Origin of the sequence: Streptomyces antibioticus, from assembly GCF_002019855.1 — a bacterium.
In the GTDB taxonomy this organism is placed as follows: domain Bacteria; phylum Actinomycetota; class Actinomycetes; order Streptomycetales; family Streptomycetaceae; genus Streptomyces; species Streptomyces antibioticus_B.
The window spans coordinates 3,727,382-3,747,013 of record NZ_CM007717.1 but is presented as its reverse complement, the minus strand read 5'-3'; the positions used below and the strand labels follow the sequence as shown (position 1 = coordinate 3,747,013).

At 70.9% G+C, this 19,632-nt stretch carries 21 protein-coding genes and 1 pseudogene; 2 read left to right on the top strand and 20 right to left on the bottom strand.

Features of this window, described 5'->3' with window-relative positions:
• Window position 1: 1 nt before the first annotated feature.
• The gene (locus AFM16_RS16650) at window positions 2-391 is read right to left on the bottom strand and encodes a VOC family protein (protein ID WP_030792455.1); all 390 of its coding nucleotides are present in this window, start codon (window positions 389-391) and stop codon (window positions 2-4) included.
• Between the two features lie 271 nt (window positions 392-662).
• On the opposite strand from AFM16_RS16650, the gene AFM16_RS16645 reads away from it, so the two are divergent.
• Complete coding sequence (locus AFM16_RS16645; RefSeq protein WP_030792459.1) at window positions 663-938, top strand: DUF1876 domain-containing protein; 276 nt, start codon at window positions 663-665, stop codon at window positions 936-938.
• Here AFM16_RS16645 and AFM16_RS16640 read toward each other — a convergent pair.
• From AFM16_RS16640 to AFM16_RS16615, 6 genes are all read right to left on the bottom strand, one after another.
• Entirely contained in the window at window positions 928-2,088 is a 1,161-nt protein-coding gene (locus AFM16_RS16640; RefSeq protein WP_078636977.1) for a serine hydrolase domain-containing protein, read from the bottom strand. The genes AFM16_RS16645 and AFM16_RS16640 overlap by 11 nt on opposite strands.
• Before the next feature lie 86 nt (window positions 2,089-2,174).
• Complete coding sequence (locus AFM16_RS16635) at window positions 2,175-2,579, bottom strand: organic hydroperoxide resistance protein (protein ID WP_205069698.1); 405 nt, start codon at window positions 2,577-2,579, stop codon at window positions 2,175-2,177.
• Window positions 2,580-2,728: 149 nt separating this feature from the next.
• The gene (locus tag AFM16_RS16630; protein WP_078633778.1) at window positions 2,729-3,205 is read right to left on the bottom strand and encodes a MarR family winged helix-turn-helix transcriptional regulator; all 477 of its coding nucleotides are present in this window, start codon (window positions 3,203-3,205) and stop codon (window positions 2,729-2,731) included.
• Window positions 3,202-3,963 (bottom strand): energy-coupling factor ABC transporter ATP-binding protein, encoded by a 762-nt coding sequence (locus AFM16_RS16625; protein ID WP_030792470.1) that lies wholly within the window; start codon window positions 3,961-3,963, stop codon window positions 3,202-3,204. The genes AFM16_RS16630 and AFM16_RS16625 overlap by 4 nt, the downstream gene beginning before the upstream one ends.
• Window positions 3,964-3,992: 29 nt before the next feature.
• Window positions 3,993-4,754 carry a cobalt ECF transporter T component CbiQ gene (gene cbiQ, locus AFM16_RS16620; RefSeq protein ID WP_078633777.1) on the bottom strand — a complete coding sequence of 254 codons (762 nt, stop codon included), beginning with the start codon at window positions 4,752-4,754 and terminating at the stop codon, window positions 3,993-3,995.
• Window position 4,755: 1 nt separating this feature from the next.
• The gene (locus AFM16_RS16615) at window positions 4,756-5,811 is read right to left on the bottom strand and encodes an energy-coupling factor ABC transporter permease (protein ID WP_030792475.1); all 1,056 of its coding nucleotides are present in this window, start codon (window positions 5,809-5,811) and stop codon (window positions 4,756-4,758) included.
• Between the two features lie 189 nt (window positions 5,812-6,000).
• Between AFM16_RS16615 and AFM16_RS16610 the strand changes: the two genes are divergently transcribed.
• A complete protein-coding gene (locus AFM16_RS16610; RefSeq protein WP_030792478.1) occupies window positions 6,001-6,378 on the top strand; it encodes an SsgA family sporulation/cell division regulator in 378 nt (125 codons plus the stop codon).
• Window positions 6,379-6,402: 24 nt separating this feature from the next.
• Here AFM16_RS16610 and AFM16_RS16605 read toward each other — a convergent pair whose 3' ends face one another.
• The 13 genes and pseudogenes from AFM16_RS16605 to AFM16_RS16555 all read right to left on the bottom strand — a co-directional run bounded on the left by AFM16_RS16605 (window position 6,403) and on the right by AFM16_RS16555 (window position 19,562).
• Complete coding sequence (locus AFM16_RS16605; protein WP_078633776.1) at window positions 6,403-8,067, bottom strand: penicillin-binding transpeptidase domain-containing protein; 1,665 nt, start codon at window positions 8,065-8,067, stop codon at window positions 6,403-6,405.
• A 152-nt stretch (window positions 8,068-8,219) separates the two neighbouring features.
• The gene (locus AFM16_RS16600) at window positions 8,220-9,848 is read right to left on the bottom strand and encodes a penicillin-binding transpeptidase domain-containing protein (RefSeq protein WP_078633775.1); all 1,629 of its coding nucleotides are present in this window, start codon (window positions 9,846-9,848) and stop codon (window positions 8,220-8,222) included.
• A 303-nt stretch (window positions 9,849-10,151) separates the two neighbouring features.
• Window positions 10,152-10,718, bottom strand: coding sequence for a hypothetical protein (locus AFM16_RS39065; RefSeq protein ID WP_143648382.1), 567 nt, complete (start codon window positions 10,716-10,718; stop codon window positions 10,152-10,154).
• 39 nt (window positions 10,719-10,757) lie between these two features.
• The gene (locus AFM16_RS16595; RefSeq protein ID WP_078633774.1) at window positions 10,758-12,005 is read right to left on the bottom strand and encodes a tyrosine-type recombinase/integrase; all 1,248 of its coding nucleotides are present in this window, start codon (window positions 12,003-12,005) and stop codon (window positions 10,758-10,760) included.
• An 83-nt stretch (window positions 12,006-12,088) separates the two neighbouring features.
• Entirely contained in the window at window positions 12,089-12,382 is a 294-nt protein-coding gene (locus AFM16_RS16590) for a helix-turn-helix transcriptional regulator (protein ID WP_370628041.1), read from the bottom strand.
• Window positions 12,383-12,388: 6 nt separating this feature from the next.
• On the bottom strand, window positions 12,389-13,843 hold the full coding sequence (locus AFM16_RS16585) for a DNA primase family protein (protein ID WP_078633772.1): 1,455 nt from the start codon (window positions 13,841-13,843) through the stop codon (window positions 12,389-12,391).
• Window positions 13,844-14,189: 346 nt separating this feature from the next.
• Window positions 14,190-15,095, bottom strand: a complete 906-nt coding sequence (locus AFM16_RS16575) for a bifunctional DNA primase/polymerase (RefSeq protein ID WP_078633770.1) — start codon at window positions 15,093-15,095, stop codon at window positions 14,190-14,192.
• A gap of 85 nt (window positions 15,096-15,180) precedes the next feature.
• Window positions 15,181-15,339 carry a hypothetical protein gene (locus tag AFM16_RS40040; protein WP_245178044.1) on the bottom strand — a complete coding sequence of 53 codons (159 nt, stop codon included), beginning with the start codon at window positions 15,337-15,339 and terminating at the stop codon, window positions 15,181-15,183.
• Window positions 15,340-15,362: 23 nt separating this feature from the next.
• Window positions 15,363-15,788: a hypothetical protein gene (locus tag AFM16_RS40035; protein ID WP_245178043.1), complete on the bottom strand. Its 426-nt coding sequence runs from the start codon at window positions 15,786-15,788 to the stop codon at window positions 15,363-15,365.
• Window positions 15,789-15,969: 181 nt separating this feature from the next.
• Window positions 15,970-16,350 (bottom strand): annotated as a pseudogene (locus AFM16_RS40030) (DNA cytosine methyltransferase); the annotation flags it as partial.
• 145 nt (window positions 16,351-16,495) lie between these two features.
• Entirely contained in the window at window positions 16,496-16,759 is a 264-nt protein-coding gene (locus tag AFM16_RS16565; protein ID WP_078633768.1) for a hypothetical protein, read from the bottom strand.
• A 13-nt stretch (window positions 16,760-16,772) separates the two neighbouring features.
• Window positions 16,773-17,240, bottom strand: coding sequence for a hypothetical protein (locus tag AFM16_RS16560; RefSeq protein ID WP_078633767.1), 468 nt, complete (start codon window positions 17,238-17,240; stop codon window positions 16,773-16,775).
• 207 nt (window positions 17,241-17,447) lie between these two features.
• The gene (locus AFM16_RS16555; protein ID WP_078633766.1) at window positions 17,448-19,562 is read right to left on the bottom strand and encodes an FtsK/SpoIIIE domain-containing protein; all 2,115 of its coding nucleotides are present in this window, start codon (window positions 19,560-19,562) and stop codon (window positions 17,448-17,450) included.
• Window positions 19,563-19,632: the final 70 nt, after the last annotated feature.

Below are 19,632 nucleotides of genomic sequence, written 5' to 3'. Positions count from 1 at the left end.
CCTACGGGCGGACGTAAGGGCGGGTCAAAATTTCCATGTTGTGGTCGTCGGGGTCGGGGAAGTACGCGCCGCGGCCGCCGAACAGGTGGTTGATGCGGGCCGGTTCGGTGTGGGAGGGGTCGGCGTAGTAGGTGACGCCCCGGGCCTCCAGGCGGGCGATCATCGAGTCGAACTCCTCCTCGGGGACGAGGAAGGCGTAGTGCTGGGACTGGATCGGTTCGTCGCGCTTCTCGTAGTAGTCGAGGGTGACGCCGTTGCCGAGGTCGACGGGGAGGAACGGGCCGAAGGGGGCGCCGACCGTGAGGCCGAGGACGTCGGCGAGGAACTCCGCCGAGCGGCGGCGGTCGCTCGCGTAGACGGCGGTGTGGTCGAGCCGGGCGAGTGCGGTCATGTGAGGGGTCTCCGTGTCCTGGGGTGGTGGTGCCGGAAAAGCAGCAGGGAGGACGGAGAGGGTGGCGGGGCTCTGGCCCGCCCCGGGATCACGCCGAGGCCGGGCGTCTCACTCGTGCGTGGCCCAAGGCCGACCCGGCAGTCACCCGGCCGACGGTAGTGCGCAGCGATGGGTCACCGCAACGGGGATTGCGGTCGCCCGCCGGCCCGACTGGGTGCGGGGGCGCGTGTGGAGGCGCACCCTGGAAGCAGGTCTTCCGGAGGTGATCGTCATGATGCACACCACTGTGGGATGGCATGTCGAGCTGGAGTTCAAGGAGGACGGGCGGCGCACGGACGCGGCCGCCCTGGTCCGGTTGCCCGACGGCACCGAGGTGCGGGCGCACGGGCACGCGGTGCGGCACACCATCGATTCCGACCAGCCACGGGTGGGCGAGGAGATCGCGGGCGCCCGCGCGTTGAACGAGATCGCCATGCGGCTGCTCACCAAGGCGCACACGGAGATCGACGAGGCGTCGGGGCGGACCTCGCACCCCATCAACGTGTAGCCGTGCGCAGCGCCCTCAGCAGGGCCTGGGCCCTCGGGTCCGCCGTCACGCTCGTCCGGAAGCCGTTGGTGACATAGCCGAACGCGAGGCCGGACTCCGGGTCGGCGAGGCCGAGGGCGCCGCCGCGGCCCGGGTGGCCGAAGGAGGCGGGTGACAGCAGCGGGGACGCGGCGCCGTGCAGCATCGAGCCGAGGCCGAACCGGGTGTGGACCACCAGGACCCGGTCCGGTCCGGCGGAGCGCTCGCCGCGGGCCAGTTCGACCGTCTCCGGTGTGAACAGCCGCTTCCCGCCGTCCACCTCGCCGATGAGGGAGGCGTAGAAGCGGGCCAGGCCGTCGGCGGTCGCGATGCCGTTGGAGGCGGGCAGGACGGCCGCGCGGTAGCCGGGGTCGTTCTCGTCGGGCAGCGGCGTGATCGCGGCGAAGGCGCGCCGGGTGAGGGAGCCGGGGTCGGTCCAGGCGGCGGTGACGGCCGGCTTGGGCTTGGTCCTGAGCGCCCCCGTGGGCGCCGGCGCGTCGATCTTCCCCACGCGCCCCACCCGCGCCCGCTGCGCCTCGGGCAGCCCGAGCCACAGGTCGGCGCCGACCGGCCCGGCGATCTCGTCGGCGATCCACGCGCCGACGTTCCGCCCGGTGACCCGGCGCACCAGCTCGCCCGTCAGCCAGCTGTAGGTCTGCGCGTGGTAGCCGTGGTCGGTGCCCGGCTCCCAGGCCGGGGCCTGTGCCGCGACGGCCGCGGCGCCGAGGTCGGGGTCGGCGGCCTCGGCGGGGCTCAGCGGCCGGTCCAGCGCGGGCACGCCCGCCCGGTGCGCGAGCACGTGCCACACCAGGGTGCGTTCCTTGCCGGCCGTCTTGTACTCCGGCCAGTACGCCCCCACCGGCGCGTCCAGGTCGAGCTCGCCGCGCTGGTGGAGCAGCAGGAGGACGGCGGCGGCGACGCCCTTGGTCGCGGACCGCACGATCTGCGCGGTGCCCTGCTCCCAGGGGGCGGTGCCGTCGACGTCCCGGGTGCCGCCCCACAGGTCCACGACCTTGTGCCCGTCGCGGTAGACGGCCACGGCCGCGCCCCGGTCGCCGAGTGTCTCGAAGTTGCGTACGAACGCCTCCCGGACCGGCTCGTAGCCCTCGGCCACCGCACCGTGCACGTCCACGCCCACGCCCATCCGCCCCTTTTCCACCGCAGCGCCTTCGACGCTCACGACAACACCCGCGTCCGGCCACTGATTCCTGTCCGGCGTCAGCCCAGCAGGATCGTGACGTCGATGTTGCCGCGGGTGGCGTTCGAGTACGGGCACACCTCGTGCGCCGCGTCGACCAGCTTCTCGGCGAGGCCGGCGTCGAGGATCGGCAGGGAGACGCTGAGGGCGACGGCGAGGCCGTACCCCTTGGTCCTGTTGGGACCGATGCCCACCTTCGCGGCGACGGTCGAGCCGGCCAGGTCGTAGCCGGCCCGGTTGCCGACGAGGATCAGCGCGTTGTGGAAGCAGGCGCTGTAGCCGGCCGCGAAGAGCTGCTCGGGGTTGGTGCCGTTGCCGTCCCCGCCCAGCTCCGGCGGCATCGCCACCTTCAGCTTGATCTGCCCGTCCTGGCTGGTCACGAAGCCGTCGCGGCCGCCGTGCGCGGTGGCCTCGGCGACGTACATGATCTTCGTCGGACGGGTGTCGACCGCTTCCGTCTCGGCGCCTTCTGTCACGGCGGGGACCTCCCAGCATTGTGCCCAACTGCATCGTGCACAAGGTACCGGCCGGTAGGTCGAGAGTCTCCCGGCAGGGGGGAAGTTACCTCAGGTAACTACCTCAGGTGGCCGTCATCGAGCCGTCCCGCCGCCGCCTGCGCCCGGTCCGCGAGCCGCCGCAGCTCCTCGCGCAGCCGCGCGACCTCCGCGTCCGCGAGATCCGTCGCCGCCATCAGCGCGCCCGGCACCCGCGCCGCGCGCCCCTTGAGTTCCTCGCCGCGCCCGGTGCACGCGACCAGCACCGAGCGCTCGTCCCGCGCCGCGCGCTCCCGGCGCACGAGCCCGGCCGCCTCCAGCCGCTTCAGCAGCGGCGACACCGTGCCGTAGTCGAGCCGCAGCGCCGCCGCCAGCTCCTTGACGGTCGTCTCGCCGCGCTCCCACAGCACCAGCAGCACGAGGTACTGCGGGTAGGTGAGGCCGAGTTCGTCGAGGAGCGGGCGATAGGCGGAGGTCACCGCCCGCTGGGCCGCGTACAGCGCGAAGCAGAGTTGGTCGTCGAGCAGCAGTGAGCCGTCGCTCTCCTGGTTCGTCACGCGCCCATTGTCGCGGTGCGCGGGTCGAACCCGAAGGGCAACTCCAGCCGATGCGCGCTCATCAGCGCCTCGTCGGCGAGCAGTTCGCCGGTGCGCCCGTCGGCCGCGATCACGCCGTCGCTCAGGATCAGGGCGCGCGGGCACAGTTCGAGGGCGTACGGCAGATCGTGCGTGACCATCAGGACGGTGACGTCCAACGCCCGCAGGATGTCGGCGAGTTCACGGCGCGAGGCGGGGTCGAGGTTGGAGGACGGCTCGTCCAGGACCAGGATCTCGGGGTCCATCGCGAGGACCGTGGCGACGGCGACCCGGCGGCGCTGTCCGAAGGAGAGGTGGTGCGGCGGGCGGTCCTTGAACTCCGCCATGCCGACCTGCCCGAGCGCGCGGTCGACCCGCTCCTCCAGCTCGGCGCCCTTCATCCCGGCCGCGGCCGGACCGAACGCGACGTCCTCGCGGACCGTCGGCATGAACAACTGGTCGTCCGGGTCCTGGAAGACGATGCCGACCTTGCGCCGGATCTCGGCCATGTGCCGCTTGCCGACGGGCAGTCCGGCGACCGTGACCGTCCCGGCGCCGCCGCTCAGGATGCCGTTCAGATGCAGCACGAGGGTCGTCTTGCCGGCGCCGTTCGGCCCGAGCAGCGCGACCCGTTCGCCGCGCGCGACCGAGAAGTCCACGCCGAACAGGGCCTGATGGCCGTCGGGATAGGCGAAGGCGAGGCCGGAGACCTCCAGGGAAGCAGTGCTCACGGAATCCATCCCACCACGGCCGGCGAAGGCGTCGGAATTCACAGCGTCCACCCCACCACGCACACCGCCAGCGCGGCGGCCGGCAGGGCGAAGGCGTACGACCACTGGGCCCGGGTCGCGGTCACCTCGTCGATCACCGGCATCGCACCGGCGTACCCCCGGCTCATCATGGCCAGATGCACCCGCTCGCCGCGTTCGTAGGAGCGGATGAACAGCGCGCCCGCCGACTTCGCGAGCACCCCCCAGTGGCGCACCCCGGAGGCCTCGAAGCCGCGGGACTCCCGGGCGATCCGCATGCGGCGCATCTCGTCGGTGATGAGATCGCCGTAGCGGATCATGAAGGAGGCGATCTGGACCAGCAGCGGGGGCAGCTTCAGCCGCTGGAGGCCGAGCAGCAGGGCGCGCAGTTCGGTGGTGGCGGCGAGGAGGACGGAGGCGGCGACGCCGAGGGTGCCCTTGGCGAGGACGTTCCAGGCGCCCCACAGACCGTTGACGCTGAGGGACAGGCCGAGGACGTCCACCCGCTCGCCCTCCGCCACGAAGGGCATCAGCACGGCGAACGCCACGAACGGCACCTCGATCAGCAGCCGCTTCAGCAGGAAGCCGGCCGGTACGCGCGCGCGGTGCGCCACGACGGCGAGCAGCAGCGCGTACACCCCGAACGCCCACATCGCCTCGCGCGGCGTCGAGACGACGACGACCACGAAGGCGAAGGCGGCGGCGAGCTTGGTGTGCGGCGGCAGCGCGTGCACCGGCGAGTGCCCGTGCCGGTACAGCCGGTGGGCGTGCCCCGCTCCCATGTCAGACGCTCGTGCTCGCCGGGGACACGTCCTCCGCACGGCGCCTGCGCACCGCCCAGAACACCGCGCTGCCCGCGACCACGGTCACGCCGACGCCGATCACGCCCGCGAGACCGCCGGAGAGCCGGGCGTTCGTCACGTCCTTGACGCCGTAGTCGGCGAGCGGGGAGTCGGCGGCCGCGTGCTCCTCGACCTTCTTGTCGATGCCCTTGTCCGCGGCGACCTTCTCCAGGCCGTCGGGGTTGGCGGAGGCGTAGAAGCTGACGAAGCCGGCCAGGACGAGGGAGGTGACCAGACCGCTGATCCACAGCGTGCGCCGGGAGGTGCGCGCCGCGACGGGCGCCGTGGGCGCCTCCTCGGCGGGGGGCGCGTCCACGAGTTCGCCGTTCACCCGGAGCTGGAGCCTGGGCGTCAGACCGCGCGCGCCGTGGACCAGGTCCGGGCGGACGGCGATGACGGCGCCGACGGTGAGCGCGGTGATCACGGCCTCGCCGATGCCGATCAGCACATGCACGCCGACCATGGCGGTGGCGACCTTGCCGATCGGGATGTCGGTGGTGCCGCCGATCCAGTAGATGAGGGTGAAGGCGAGGGCGGCGGCCGGCACCGACAGCAGCGCGGCGGTGAAGGAGGCCGCGGTCACCGAACGGCGGCTGCGCGGCAGCACCTTGAGCAGGCCGCGGAAGACGGCGTACGCGACGACCGTCGTCACCCCGGCCATGACGGTGATGTTGACGCCGAGCGCGGTCAGTCCGCCGTCGGCGAAGAGGATGCCCTGCATCAGCAGGACCACGGACACGCACAGGACCCCGGTGAAGGGGCCCACGAGTATCGCGGCGAGCGCGCCGCCGAGCAGATGGCCGCTTGTCCCGGCCGCGACGGGGAAGTTCAGCATCTGCACGGCGAAGATGAACGCCGCCACGAGGCCGGCCAACGGCGCCGTGCGGTCGTCGAGTTCACGGCGCGCGCCGCGCAGGCTCACGGCGATGGCGCCGGCGGCGACGACTCCGGCGACGGCGGAGGTCGGGGCGTTGATGAATCCGTCGGGTACGTGCACCGTTCGATGATAGTGGCTTAATGCGAACGATTCGCAAGAGCGAGTGGCTGGTTTTATCGCGGATGTGAGATGAGGCGGGGTACGGAAAGGCGTATTCCGTCAGATGTGCGACATTGGAGGAGGGAGTGGTCGCCGCGACTTCCGTGCGACGACTTCCGCCCAGGTCACGCTGCGTGAGAGGGTCGGCCGATGTCTGTAGTCGAGCAGTACGCGCGCGCCCATATCGTCACCGACGCGGACATGGTCGAGGAGGAGCGCACGGCCGTTCCCGTCGTCCTGCGCTACGACCCCGACGACGATCCCCGCTCGGTGTGCGTCGGGCTGCCCGACCGGCACGAGTGGACCTTCGCCCGCACGCTCCTCGAACAGGGGCTGCGCGCACCGGCCGGCACCGGCGAGGTGCGGGTGTGGCCGTGCGGCCGGGTGCAGGCCGTCGTCGAGTTCCACTCCGCGCACGGTGTCTCGGTGGTGCAGTTCGAGTCCAAGGCGCTGGTCAGATTTCTGCGCCGCACCTACGCGGAGGGGCTGCCGGTGGCCCGGCTGACCACGACGGCCGAAAGCCGCTGACCCGCTGATCCGGGTCTACGGCGCTCAGCTCCCCGTCTTCAGCAGCGCCGCCACGATCGGCCCCGCCGTGTCGCTGCCGTGGCCGCCCGCCTGGACGACACCGGCGGCCGCGAGGTCGCCCCGGTACGCGGTGAACCAGCCGTTCGGCTTCTCCTGGTTGTCGACCTCCGCCGAGCCGGTCTTGGCGCCGTAGTCCGGGCCGAGGCCCGACATCGCCCCGGCGGCCGTGCCGTACCCGGCGGTGTAGTTCATCAGCTCCCGGAGCTGCGCCAGCGTGTCCGCGGACATCGCGCGCGCGGCGGTGGCCAGGGTGCGGCCGTCGACCGAGGGGGCGACCAGGTACGGCTGGTGGAAGGTGCCGGACTTCACGGTCGCCGCGACCGACGCCATGTTCAGCGGGTTCATCCGCACCCCGCCCTGGCCGATCAGCTCCGCCGCCATCTGGGCCTTCGACTGCACCGGCACCGAGCCGTCGAGGGTGGGCACGCCCACCGACCAGTTGTTCAGCGACAGACCGAAGACCTGCTGGGCCTGCTTGGTCAGGCTGTCGTCGTCCAGCTCGGGGGCCTGGCTGATGAAGGCCGTGTTGCAGGAGCGGGCGAAGCTCGCCTTGAAGGTGCCGCCCTTGATCTCGAACTTGTCGTCGTTCTGGAACTTCCAGCCGCCGTACGTGAAGTACTTCGGGCACGGATGCGCCTTGTCCGCCGACGCCAGCCCCTTCTCGATGAGCAGCGACGACGTGATGACCTTCATCGTGGAGCCGGGGGCCAGGGAGCCCTGGAGGGCCACGTTGAACCCGCGGTTGCTGTTGGCCACCGCGAGGATCTCGCCCGTGGACGGGCGCAGCGCGACGACCGACGCCCGCGAGCGCGACGCCACCTGTTGCTCGGCGGCGGCCTGGAGGGCCGGGCTGAGCGTCGTCTCGACGGTGCCCGGGGTGCCCTTGCTCAGCTCCAGCAGGGTCTTGTCGGAGACCTTCTTCGCCTGCGCCGCCTTGCCGCGCACCACGCGCAGTTCGACCCCCGCGGTGCCGCCGGCCTTCTTGCCGTACTTCTCGCGCAGGCCGTCCAGCACGGTGCCCAGGGACGGGTACTTCGCGGTGGTCAGCTCGCCGCCCTCCCGGTCCAGCGCCTTCACGGGCGGATCGCCGGCCTCGCCGGTCACCAGGGTGTCCCCCTCGGTGAGGTCGGGGTGCACCACGGAGGGCTGCCAGTCGACCAGCGGCTTGCCGTCCTGCGCCCGCCGGACGACGGTCAGCGCGCTGTCGTAGGCGAGCGGCTTGCTGGTCTTCTTGTACGTGACGGTGCCCTTGACGGAGAACGCCACCTTGTCGCCGGTGCGGGTGCCGGGGGTGAGGGTGACGTCCGTGACGCGGGCGTCCTTGCCGAAGCCGGTGAGCAGGGCGGTGGCGGCCGCCGTGTCGTCGGTGGCGGCGGCGGCCTTGGCGACGGAGCCCTTCTGCCAGGCCGTGAGGAACGTCTCCGCCGCGGTGGTGACCTCGGCCGCCGACAGCGGGCCGGTCTTGACGGCGGGCTTCTTCGCGGTGCCCGCGCCGTCCTCGGCGGCCGCACCGCCGTACAGCGCGTAGACGCCGAGGCCGGTGGCGCCGACGACCACCGCGACCATGCCGCCGACGACGGCCGGCCGCCGCTTGTTGCGCCGCTCGTCGACGCGTCTTCTCTTGCCCACGGCCTGTGATCCTCCGGATCCCCAGGGGCGGGGCCCCCGCGCCCCGATGCCCTCGCTGCCCTCACCCACCCAACGACGAGCACCACCCTAGAGTCCCGTCCGGCGGGGGTGACGCCATGTGTGACGTCACCCACCCCCCGTGTCTCGCCCGGCTACCCCGCCCGCAGCACCTCCGCGACCAGCGGGCCGGAGGCGTCGATGCCGTGGCCGCCGTCCTGGACCATCGCGGCGGCGGCGACGTCGTCGCGGTAGCCGGTGAACCAACTGTTGGACTTGGCCTGGCCGTCGACCTCGGCGGAGCCGGTCTTCGCGCCGATCCGGCCGCTCAGGCCGGACATCACACCGGCCGCGGTGCCGCTGGTCGCGGTGCGGTTCATCATGCCTCGCAACTGGCCCACGGTGTCGGCCGAGAGGCCCCGCGCGCGGGCGAGTTCGCGGCCGTCGAGGCTCTGCGGCACGATCACCGGCTGGCGGAAGGCGCCCGTCATCGCGGTCGCCGTCACCGAGGCCATGGTGAGCGGGTTCATCTGCACCTGGCCCTGGCCGATCAGGTTCGCCGCGGTGTCGGGGCCGCCGGAGGCAGGGACGGAGCCGTCGAAGGAGACGATGCCGGTCTGCCAGTTCAGGCCGATCCCGAAGCGGTCGCGGGCCTCGGCGGTGAGGGTGTCCACCTTCAGGTCGTCGGCGTACTTCACGAACGCCGTGTTGCAGGAGCGGGCGAAGCTCTCCGAGAGGGTCGCGTTCTCGTCGGGCTTCATGCCGTCGATGTTGTGGAAGGTCTGGCTCTGCCAGACGGCCTCGGACGGGCAGGGCGCGGGCCCGCTCGCGGTGGTGACGCCGTTGTCGATGAACGTGGCCGCGCTGACGATCTTCATGGTGGAGCCGGGCGCGACCTGGCCGAGGACGGCGGCGTTCCAGCCGTCGGTGCGGTTGTTGGCGATCGCGAGCACCTCGCCGCTGCTGGGTCTGACGGCCACCACCGACGACTCCGGGTACTTGGTCACCGCCTTCTCCGCGGCCGCCTGGACGCGCGCGCTGAGCGTGGTCGGCAGCCGGCCGGCCTTGCCCTCGGTGAGGGTCAGCAGCGGGGAGTCGGCGGTCTCCGGCTCGGCGTGATGGACCGCCAGCTCGACGCCGGGCGTGCCGCCGGCCTTGTCGCCGTACTTGGCGCGCAGTTGGTCCAGGACCGGCCCGAGGGAGGGGTACTTCTCCTTCGTCAGCACCTTGCCGTCGCGGTCCACCGCCTCGATCGGCGGCGCCGCGGACTCGCCCGTGACCAGGGTGTCGTCCATGTCCTTCAGCTCGGGGTGGACGACCGACGGCTGCCAGTCGACCAGCGCCTTGCCGGTGGTGACCCCGCGCACCACCGTCAGCGAACTCTCGTAGGCCAGCGGCCGGCTCTTGCCCTCGTACGACACCGTGGCCTTCACGGTGAACGGGACGGTGGCCCCGCCCGCCGCGCCGGGGGTGATCTTCACCCCGGTGATGTGGGCGGCGCCGTCGTAGGAGGTGAGCAGCGCCTCGGCCTTCTGCGCGTTGTTGGTGAGGGCGGCCGCGGCACTCGGCTGCCCCTTCTCCCAGGCCGCGAAGAAGGCGGCGCTGGTCTCCTTCACCTCCGGCCCGCTGGGCGGCCCGGTCCGCACCGGCGCGGGACCGCTCCCACCGGCCCCGGGCCCGCCCCCGTTCAAGGCGTCCACGATGTTGAACGCGCCGTACGCGGCCCCGCCCACCATCACGGTGAACACGGACCCGACTATCGCGGCCTTGGCCCCCTTGCGCATGTGCGAACCCTCCCCGTCGGTACCCTCGCGGGCATTTTCTGAACGCGTTCAGAAAGCATCTGCTCAGGCTCACCATAGACAGGGAGGGAGGCGCGTGGGGCGGCAGTTGCCGGAATCGTTAGACCCATGTGTCCAGCCACATACGTGACCGCCAGTCGTCGATCGGGATGGCCTCGCCCGTGTACAGGGGCCAGAAGTAGATGAAGTTCGTGTGATCTGGCCCCGTAGGGCCCCGACCAGGGCGTTTACCTCTGGCCGGGGCCAGATCAGGCGGCCTGGGCCGTCTCTGGGCCGTGATCTTGGTCAGGGAGCCGCCGCGAGGGTCGAACGGGCGACAGTCACGAAGTCAGCTCTCGCTGTCGTCTCTGCGTCGGTCGCCTCCCCATACTCGCGGCGACGCGGTCTTGTGTCGCGGTACGCCGTCGCGCTCTCGGTTGCGGCTGACCAGCCTTTCAGTGCTTCGAGCCTCCTGTGTGCTGCTCTGGCCAGGGTGTTCGCTTTCGACACGGCTTCCTCCGGCCCCCACAAGTGGATGCGTGTGGCGGCGAGCCCAAGAGCCACAAGCTTCTCTTGCAGTTCGGTAACCGTCTCGCTGGACAGCGGCGGAGCAGCGGACAACTGCGATACAGCCACGTTCAGTGACGTGATGAACGTACCGTGTGTCTCCATGGCATCGCTGTACGCCTGTCGGCGCTGTTCACGCACCCAGTGCGCATGCTCCGCTGTCGACTGGTGGCTGACTTGTGCCTGCGCAGCTTCGATCGTCTTTTGCGCGCCGACGCGGGCTCCGTAGGCGGTGGCAAATCCTCCGATACCCGCCCCAACAAGCCCAGCTATGCCAGCGATGACTCCGGCAATCCCTTGATCCATAGGAGGATTCTCGGAGTTAGCCATGGCATCGTCAGGGGCTTATTCAAGATGGCTGACCACGACGGGGGACGTGTAGAGCGCGTCAACAGCCTTGCGCGTGCGTCCCTCGCTGCTCGGCATGAGGTGCGTGTACGTCCGGAGCGTGAACCCCGGATCGCTGTGTCCGAGGTACTGGCTCAGGGCCCGGATGTTCTCGCCCGCGTCCAGCAGCACAGACGCGTAGAAGTGCCTCAGCGCGTGCATGCCGTCCTCAGGGGCCGACGCGTACCCTTCACCGCGCTCGGGCTCCGGGATGACTCCTGCGGTCGCCAGAGCGGGTTTCCAGTGGTGAGCGTTGAAGTTGCTCACGCGGACGTGGTTGCCCCCGACCCCGCTGAACAGAAGCCGCTTCGTCACGAGCGGGCCGTCCGGCGTACGCCAGGGAAGCGTCACGTCCACCGGGGCGAACTCCTTGGAGTGGTCCCACAGAGCGGCGGCCACAGCCTTCGGGAGAGGCACTTCACGGACCTTGCCGCCCTTCGGCAGGGCGAACACGTACTTCCCGCGAATGCGCTTGAGCTGGTGGCCGACGGTCAACCAGCCGCTTTCGTAGTTGAGTTCGTCGACCGACAGACCGAAGATCTCACCCTGTCGCAGACCGCATCCCGCTCCGGGGTCGACCGTGGCCCGGAAGCGCGGTTCGAGGGCGGCCCGTACGGCGAAGACCTGCACGGCCGTCCAGGGGACCACACGGGGCTTGCCGGACTTCGGGAGCTGCACCGTGCGGGCCCGACACGGGTTCTTGCTGAGTAGCCCGTCGTCGACCGCCGCGCTCAAAGCAGCCGAGACGGTGCCGACGATGATGCGGCGGTGCGACTCGGCCGGCACGGTGTCTTCGAGGGCTGCGATCCAGGCCCGGATGTGCTCCGGCTTGAACGAGCCGAGCGGGCGAGTCCCGATGTGCGGGTAGGCGTGCAGCCGCAGCCGACGCTCAGCAGCCTCACGGCTGTTGATCTCGCCCGTGTGGGAGTTGACCCAGCGTTCCGCGTACTGCCGGAAGGTGGTCCGTGCCGTGCGCGGGTCGATGTACTGGCCGCGCGTCATGTCCGCCTCGATCTGAGCGAGCCACTGCTCAGCGAGGCGCTTCTGACGGTCGGGGAAGCTCTTGGACTTCTCGGTGCCGTCGGGGCCGATGTACCGAGCCCGGTAGCGCATGCCGGTGCCGTAGCGGTCGGTCTTGACGCGGACGGTTTTGCCGTCGGCGTTGGTCTCGGTCTTGAACCAGCGGTCTTGGATGTGGCCTGCCATGTAGGGCGTGGTCCCTTCTGGGCATGAGGAAGGGAGGGGCACGGTGTGCCCCTCCCCGGTGATGTCACGCGGTGTGCTGTGTGTCAGGCGGCGTCCTGGTCGGCGTGCTTGCGGTCGATGACGTAGGCGTGCACGTCGGCGGGGTCGTAGCGGACGTACTTGCCGATGCGGAAGCCGGGCGGGCCGGTGCGCTTCCGGCGCCACTGGTAGACGGTTTCGAGGGGCACCTCGAACATCTCGGCGATGTCGTCGGGGGTGAGGTATCGGTCCGGGAGGCCGCCCCGGAGGGTGGCGCGGGGGTCGTCTTGGACGGGGGCTGTCACGCTCACTGCGTCCTCCGCAAGCTGGGAAATACATTGCTCTGAGTCGCGACTCATCGGCACTCAGCGGCTCTCAGAGAGGCTTTGAGACGCGATGAGTCGCGACTCAGGCAAACGTGGTTCGGACTGGTTGAGCGTGATCCCGTTGTAGGTGACCACCTGTCGGCCGTACGCGTCGCGGGGGCGTGTGCGGTTGAGCTGGGGGATGACGGAGAGCAGGTTGCGGCCGAACACCTGCTTGGTGCCGGGGCGGACGTTGTTGTCTTCAGCCCACTCCCGCCAGACCGTCCACAGGGCGTCCACGGGCACGCTGCACGCCGGGCCCGTGGTGCAGCGTTCACGGATGAACGCGGACGTGGGGGAGGCGGTGTCCTGCATGGTCGTGACCGCCTCACGGCTCGATGCCGGTTCGGTGATCCGGCCGGTGCGCTGGAGACGGGCGAGCCCTTCCAGGGCCCAGTTGAGGATGCCGGGCATCTCTGCGGTGAGCCGGTCGAACAGAGTGGGGTCTTCCTTGCCCAGCCATGACACCCGCATGTTGAGCAGCACGAATCGGCGTGCGATCACGCCGGATGAGTCGCCGAAGTGCGGCAGTTCGTTGGACAGGATCACCAGCCTGGTGGGGAGTTTGCCGGTCCACACCGCGCGGTACTTGCGGTCGATGTCGATGGTGTCCTCACCGGAGATCGTCAGCAGCCGTTCGACGACCTGGCTGTTGTTGTCGCTGCCGGACAGCCGGGCGTCGGAGATGACCGCGAGCGGCTTGCCGACCAGCGTGGACAGCCCGAAGTTCGTGCCGAGTCCGGCAAGTGTGGGACCGGCGAGGTTCTCCTTGCCGACCAGCTCTTTCAGCACGCGGGCGATGGTGCCCTTGCCGGAGCGGGACGGGCCGACGATGAGCAGGATCTTCTGCTGGTCGGTCCGGCCGGACAGCACGTAGCCGAACCACTCCTGAAGAGCGGCGACCGCATCGGGGTCCTCGGGCCAGATCTGCGCCAGGAAGCGTTCCCATGTCGGTGCGCTCGCTGCGGGGTCGTAGGCGAAGGGGACGGAGACCAGGTTGAAGAAACCGGGCCCGTGCGGCAGCAGGGCGCGGTCACGGATCCTGAGCAGTCCGTTCTCACACGCCACCATCGGCCCGCCGTCCGCCGCGTCCCCGCCCTCGATCCAGGCGGGGGCGTCGGTCTCGGTGGGCAGCAGGGTGATGGCGCCCAACGCGTCGAGAAGGTTGCCGATCTTCTGCTTCGTCGGTGCCCAGTCGCGTTCCTCGAACTGCCCGTCCTTGACGGGTGCGAGGTAGACGGCGTGTTCGAGACGGGTGTACATGGCCGCGCGCACCTGCGCTTCGTCCATCTCCCGCCAGCACGTTCCCGTCCAGTGCATCCAGGAAGCGCGCCAGCGTCGGCAGACCAACCGTCCGTCCTCGTTCTGCCAGTCCGGCAGCAGGCGGCGGGCGACGGCCAGGGGGTTGGACGGCGCGGGGAGTTCCTCGATCTCGGGGGCGGGGCGGTCGCTCATGCGGCCTCCCTCCCTTCCTCGGAGTTGCGGAGCGGGCAGGTGTCGCGGTGGGCGGTGTGGTCGGCGATCAGGGCCGGCACACGGGTCCGGCCGACGGCGCTGCGGTTGCGGCCGCACGCGCACGTCGACGTGGCTGTCGGGGTGGCACCGCGTGGAGCGGCGATGTGGAGCCACGCAACGGGGTACCGGCCGTCTCCGGTCTGAGGGTCAGGGCGAAGAGCAGAAACGACGCCCTTGCGGGCGGCGCCTGTCGGCTCGCCCACGGCCGCCGGGATTGCGGGTCGGTCGGCGGGGTGCAGGCGGTTGGGGGTGGGTGTGATGCCTTTACCTGCGGGGCGGGGGGTGGTCATGCCGTCTCCCGGGGCCAGGCGGTGCGGATTGAGTAGTCCAGGGCCTTGCGGATGGTGGCGCGGCACTCGGCCGGCGGCAGTCCCGCCGACTCGCCCCCGCAGGTAAAGGCCGCTTCCACGGTGGCGCGGTCGAGGTCGCCCCAGGCCACGAACCGGCCCACCGCCCTTACCGCGCGCAGGAGTTGGGCCTGCCGTCCGCCCTCTCGGGTGGCTGCGACGGCCGCCACTTCGCGTTCGAGGGCCACGGCGGCGTACCGGCTGGTGTCACGGGCGAGGGTTGGCAGGATCGGGGCCGTGGCGGACCTGTGAGGGGCCGTCAGAGCCTTTTGGAGCCATTCAGGCAGGTATGTGACGGGCACGTCCTCCAGGACCGTGTACGGGCCGTGTGGCGTCGAGCTGCCGGGGGCGACGACCTGTCCGCCCCATGCGCGGGTGTCGACCTTGGGCGTGAGCGTGCCCGTGGTGTTGGTGAACCGGACTCCGATGGGGGCGGTGAAGTACAGGTGCTCTCCGCCGCTGGGGGTCCGGATGCGGCGGGTGGCGGGGACGGCGTGGCCGGAGCGCTCGCAGAGCGCACGGAAGTTGGCCGCGCCGTCAGGCGCGTCCTTTTCGTCTGTGGGCTTGAGCGTGTCGAGGTCGACGACCAAGAGCCCGGCGGGGCCGGTGGCGATGCCGACGTTGAACGGGCCCGTGGCCCAGCACCGTTCGATGCGGGAGGGGTCGGTGGTGGCGCGCTGCTCGAACGTGCGGTGTCTGTCCGTGCACTCGCCGGTGCCGGGGCAGCGGCGTTCCCCGTGCAGGGCGGGGACCTTGCTGCGCGGGCGCAGGGGGATGACGGGCCAGCCGTGTTCGGCGGCGTCCAGTGCCGCGCGCAGCAGCGCGGGCCGGGGGGCATACGTCATGCTGGTTGTCTCCAGTTCCTCGAAGGGTGCTGGTGGGCAGGGGCGGCCCGGACTTTGGCGAGACGGGGCCGCCCCTGGCGGTGTTCTAGGCGGCGGTGGTGAGGTCGTAGGCGGGTGCGGTCGTGAGCAGCAGGTTCAGGGCGTGTTCGGCCTGTTGGGGCATGACGCCGTTGCCGAGTGCCTTGAGCTGTGCGCTGCGGGACAGAGCGGGGACGTCGGTGACGTGGCCGGGCGGCAGGCCCATGAGCCATTCCACGAAGGGTGGGTTCAGCCGTCCCAGAGCGTCAGTTGGCCGGGGAGCGGGGCGCCCGCAGACGGCTTCCCAGCGCGCGACCGCCGGGCCGTAGACGCCCCAATCCGGTGCGCCGCCGACGGCAGGGCCAGATCCCCCTTGCTCCCCCGCTGGTTCGGGCCGCCGTTGCTGCCGTCGGTCGCCCGCGGGGTCGGCAGCAGCGAACCCACCTCGGCCGCCAGGCTCTTGCCGTGGGTTCCCGCTTCCTGCGAGGGGCTGCGTTTGGTCTGCCGGTTCTCGTTCTCCGACGCCCGCGGGGTCGGCAGCAGTGCCCCGCTGAACGTCAGGTCCGTCAGCGTCGGTGAGCTGCTGCGAGGGTTCGGCGCCGTCGCCTGACGGGCACCCTTGGAGTCCCCGACCAACGGCGTCGGCAGCAGGGAGACCACATGGCGCAGGTTCATCCCGCCCTGTGCGGCGTGTCCGGGCCCGGTGTTCTCGGAGGTCGACGGGGTCGGCAGCAGGGAGATGACGGCGGTGGGAAGCTGTCCCCTCTGCCCACCGCCGCGCCAGTCCCGCGCTGCCGGTGTCGGCAGGCCAGGCGAGGATGAAAAGCCGTTTGCGCTGGTGAGCGGCGCCGATGTCGGACGCGCGTACACAACGCCATTCCGCATCGAACCCGAGGGCGGCAAGGTCACTGAGCACGGTGTCGAATCCGAGGGAAAGGTGCCCTGCGACGTTTTCAAAGAGCGCGATTCGGGGTCGTAGAACCCCAAGGGCACGCGCGATATGCGGCCAGATGTGCCGGGCATCCTTGGTTCCCTTCCGTTTGCCGGCGGAGCTGAACGGCTGGCAGGGGTAGCCGCCCGTGACGATGTCGACGGGTTCCACCGTGTGCCAGCCGACGGCCGTGAGGTCCCCGAGATTGGGCACGCCGGGGTAGCGGTGGGCGATGATGCGGGAGGCGCCGGGGTCGTTGTCCGCGACCCAGGCGAGCGAGCCGCCGAAGACGTGCTGTGCGGCCATGTCCAGCCCGCCGTATCCGGTGCAGAGCGAGCCGACACGTAAGGCGTCGGGTTGGGGCATGCTGGGGGTCTCCAGTTCCTCGAAGGGTGTTGGTTGGCAGGGGCGGCCCCGGACTTTGGCGAGACGGGGGCCGCCCCTGGCGTAGCTAGTTGTTCCTGGCCCAGTAGACGCACTGCCGACGGACGTAGGCGCGCGGGTCGCAGATGAGGCCGGGCTGGTCCATGTCGAGCAGGAACACGGCCGCCGCGTACGCGGTCTCGGTGGCGTTGCCGTCCGCGTGGCCGAGGTCGTCGAGCAGGGCGATGCGGTCGAGCAAGGCGGCCTTGCGCAGGTAGAACTCACGGTCCAACTCGCTGTAGCACGCGGCGTCGGCCAGGAAGCGGACCGTCCATCCGATCTCGCTGAACACACGGGGCTCCCTGTCAGCCGTGGAATTGGTTGCGCTTGAAGACGGCCTTGCGGATGTTGACCGTGGTCCCGCCCTCGCCGTGGCCGCGTGCGCTGAAGACCTGGACGGCGATCCATCCGCCGAAGACGACGGCGGCGAGGGTGATGAGCTGGGTGATGAGCGCCGTGAGCGCGGTGATGAACGTGGTCAGCAGGAGCAGTCCGCCGCACACGGCGAGGAACCCGACGCCCCCGAGGGCGACGTTCACCGCCGCACGCGAGACGGCCGGTTTGGCGACGACCGGTTCGGGCTGCGCGGGGGTGATGGTGTAGCCGGTGACGACGCGGCCGTCCGGGAGGACGACGCTCGCGACCGTCGGCACGGCGTGCGGCTGGACGGGAACGAGGGGCACCGGGTACGGCGCGGCGGGGGTGATGGGGGTGGGCTGGTGGACTTCCGGGGCCCCTACGGCGGGCGTCCGGTCGGTGTGCTCGGGGTACATGCGGAATCCCTTCCGGCGCGTGGCCAGGGAGGCGGAGACACCCCCTTCGGGGTGGCGTGCGGAGGGGTGTTTGAGGGGTCTGGCCTGCGCGCCTCCCTGACTCCCTGAACGATCATTCGTGCAGGTCAGGGCGATGGAAGCGGGCCAGGGAGGCGTTCAGGGAGTCCTCCCTGCCTCCCTGACCGTTCGGGGGTCGGCTCCCTGCCTTCAGTCGACGGAAGCGGAACCCTCGCTGTCGCGGTTGGCGAGGGCGCTGGCAACGCGGTCACGGGCGACGACCATCACGCCGTCGGACTTGTACGGCTCCGCGCCGGCGTCGTCCAGGACGCGCTTGAGGTCGATGAACGACCAGCCGCCGTAGGCGTCCGCGTTGCGCGTGGCGAGCCGCGCCAGCACATCCTTCGTCCGCACGCGGGGCGCGTCGCCGACGACGGCGGCGATGTCGGTGAGCGGGTCGTGTTCTTCGCCCAGCTCGATGGCGTGCAGGGTGGTCACGCCGTCGCGCAGGGCCTTGGCACGGTCGGTGATGGCCTCGGCGGCGTCGTCGTCGATGTAGTGCGTGCGGACCGTGATGGACGACTGTCCGGCCGGGATGGTGATGCCGTCGGACGCGACGACCAGGGTTCCCCGGTCCAGGCCCGGACGCAGCAGGTTTGGCGCCGCCCCGCCGTCGACGGCCTTGTCCCCGAGTGCCATGCGGGCCTGCGACTCGGTGCCCAGGGCGAGGGAGGCGCGGGTGTGGGCGCCCTCGCGGACCAGCTTGGGCAGGTTCTCGTTGGTCGGGTCCTGGGTTCCCTGCCACATCAGCACGTTCACGGCCCGCCCCTGGTTGTGGATCTTCCGGACGGCCATGAAGTACCGGGAGTTGGCCTTGGACCCGCCATAGGGGCGCTTGTCCTCATCCTTGGCCGGGCACATGAACGCCACCTGCGCTTCGTCGACCAGCACGATCAGCGGCGGGAACACGGTGCCGGGCGGCGCCTGGATACGGCGGTTCATCTCGTCGACGGCGCCCTCGACCATCTCGGTCACCTGGATCACGTGCTCATCCGTCGGACCCTGGATCAGGGTCGTGGCGAGCCCGTCGAACATGGCCCAGTCGCCCACGCCCTTGAGGTCACCCATGAGGAACTGCACCGACTTGTCCAGCGACAGCCACAGAGCCAGGGAGCGCAGGGCCACGGTCTTGCCCTGGTTCGACAGGCCGGTGATGAGCAGGTGGCGCTGGTACAGGCTCAGCGCGGCAGTGTCCCCGCGCAGGTCCTGACCCCAGGGTGCCTTGCCCTTGGCGTAGTCGGCGGTCATCGTGTCGTCGCTGACCAGCGACGACGGGCCGATCGGCTCATCCAGCGCCCCCGAGTCCGCGATCCACAGCCGCACGGTGCGCGCGGCTGTGGGGATGGTGATGAACACCTCGTGTTCGTGCCGGGTCAGGTTCTCGGCAAGCTTGCGGCGCTTGTTCTGCACCTCGTTGGTCGACACCCCGGAGGGAAGGGTTACGTCGACCTCGACACCGCATCCGGCGATGGTGATCGGTCCGAGCATGGACGCGCCGGCGTCGCCCATCTCCTTGATGGCTCGCGCCAGGGCGGGAACGCCGAGGTCGCGCAGGGCCTTGACCACGATGGACGGCGTGATCGGCTCACCCTCGCCGTTGCGGACGTTCGCCGGGAGTGCCCAGTTGGGGGCGGCCTGCTGCTTGCGGCCGACCGACCACAGGGCGAGCAGGGCCAGGAAGGGGCCGATCGTGAGCGCGGGACCCCAGACGACCTGCACGATCCGGATGAGCAGGGCGATGAAGTCGATGGTCGCCGACAGCGGGGTGATCACGTCGCCGACGTAGCCGGTGTTTATGGCCATGATGACGCCGAGGGCGACCAGGACACCGATGCTCATGCCGGTGCCGACGGCCACACCCTTCGCGGCCTCCACCGGGGAGTGGAGCAGGTCCATGCGGCGGTGGTGGCGTGCGGCACGGAAGCGCTGCAACCGCTCCTCCCACTCCTCGGCCGCTTCCAGGTTCCCGGCGGCTTCCGCCGCGCGGATCATCCGCTCGTAGCGGGACCCGGTACGGCCGTCCCACGTGCGACGGGCCACGATCCGCCCGCCGTTGAGGGTGTAGAGGCTGTGCCGGGCGGCGGCACGCGCGGCAGTGCGGGTGCGCTCGTGCGTGACCGCCGTCTTCACCGCGCGCCCGGAGCGCACCCACAGCGGGACCGGGGCGGGCGGGGCAGGGTCGGGGACCACGGTCAGGGTGGTCACGGCGGCCGGTTCGGCGGACGGGTCGGTGTTCTTGTGCAGGTGGACGACGGTGTCACCCATGACGGGAGCACTCCTGACTGCCCCGATGCGGGGCGGGAAGTCGGCGAGGGGCGCCCCGCCCGGCAACCAG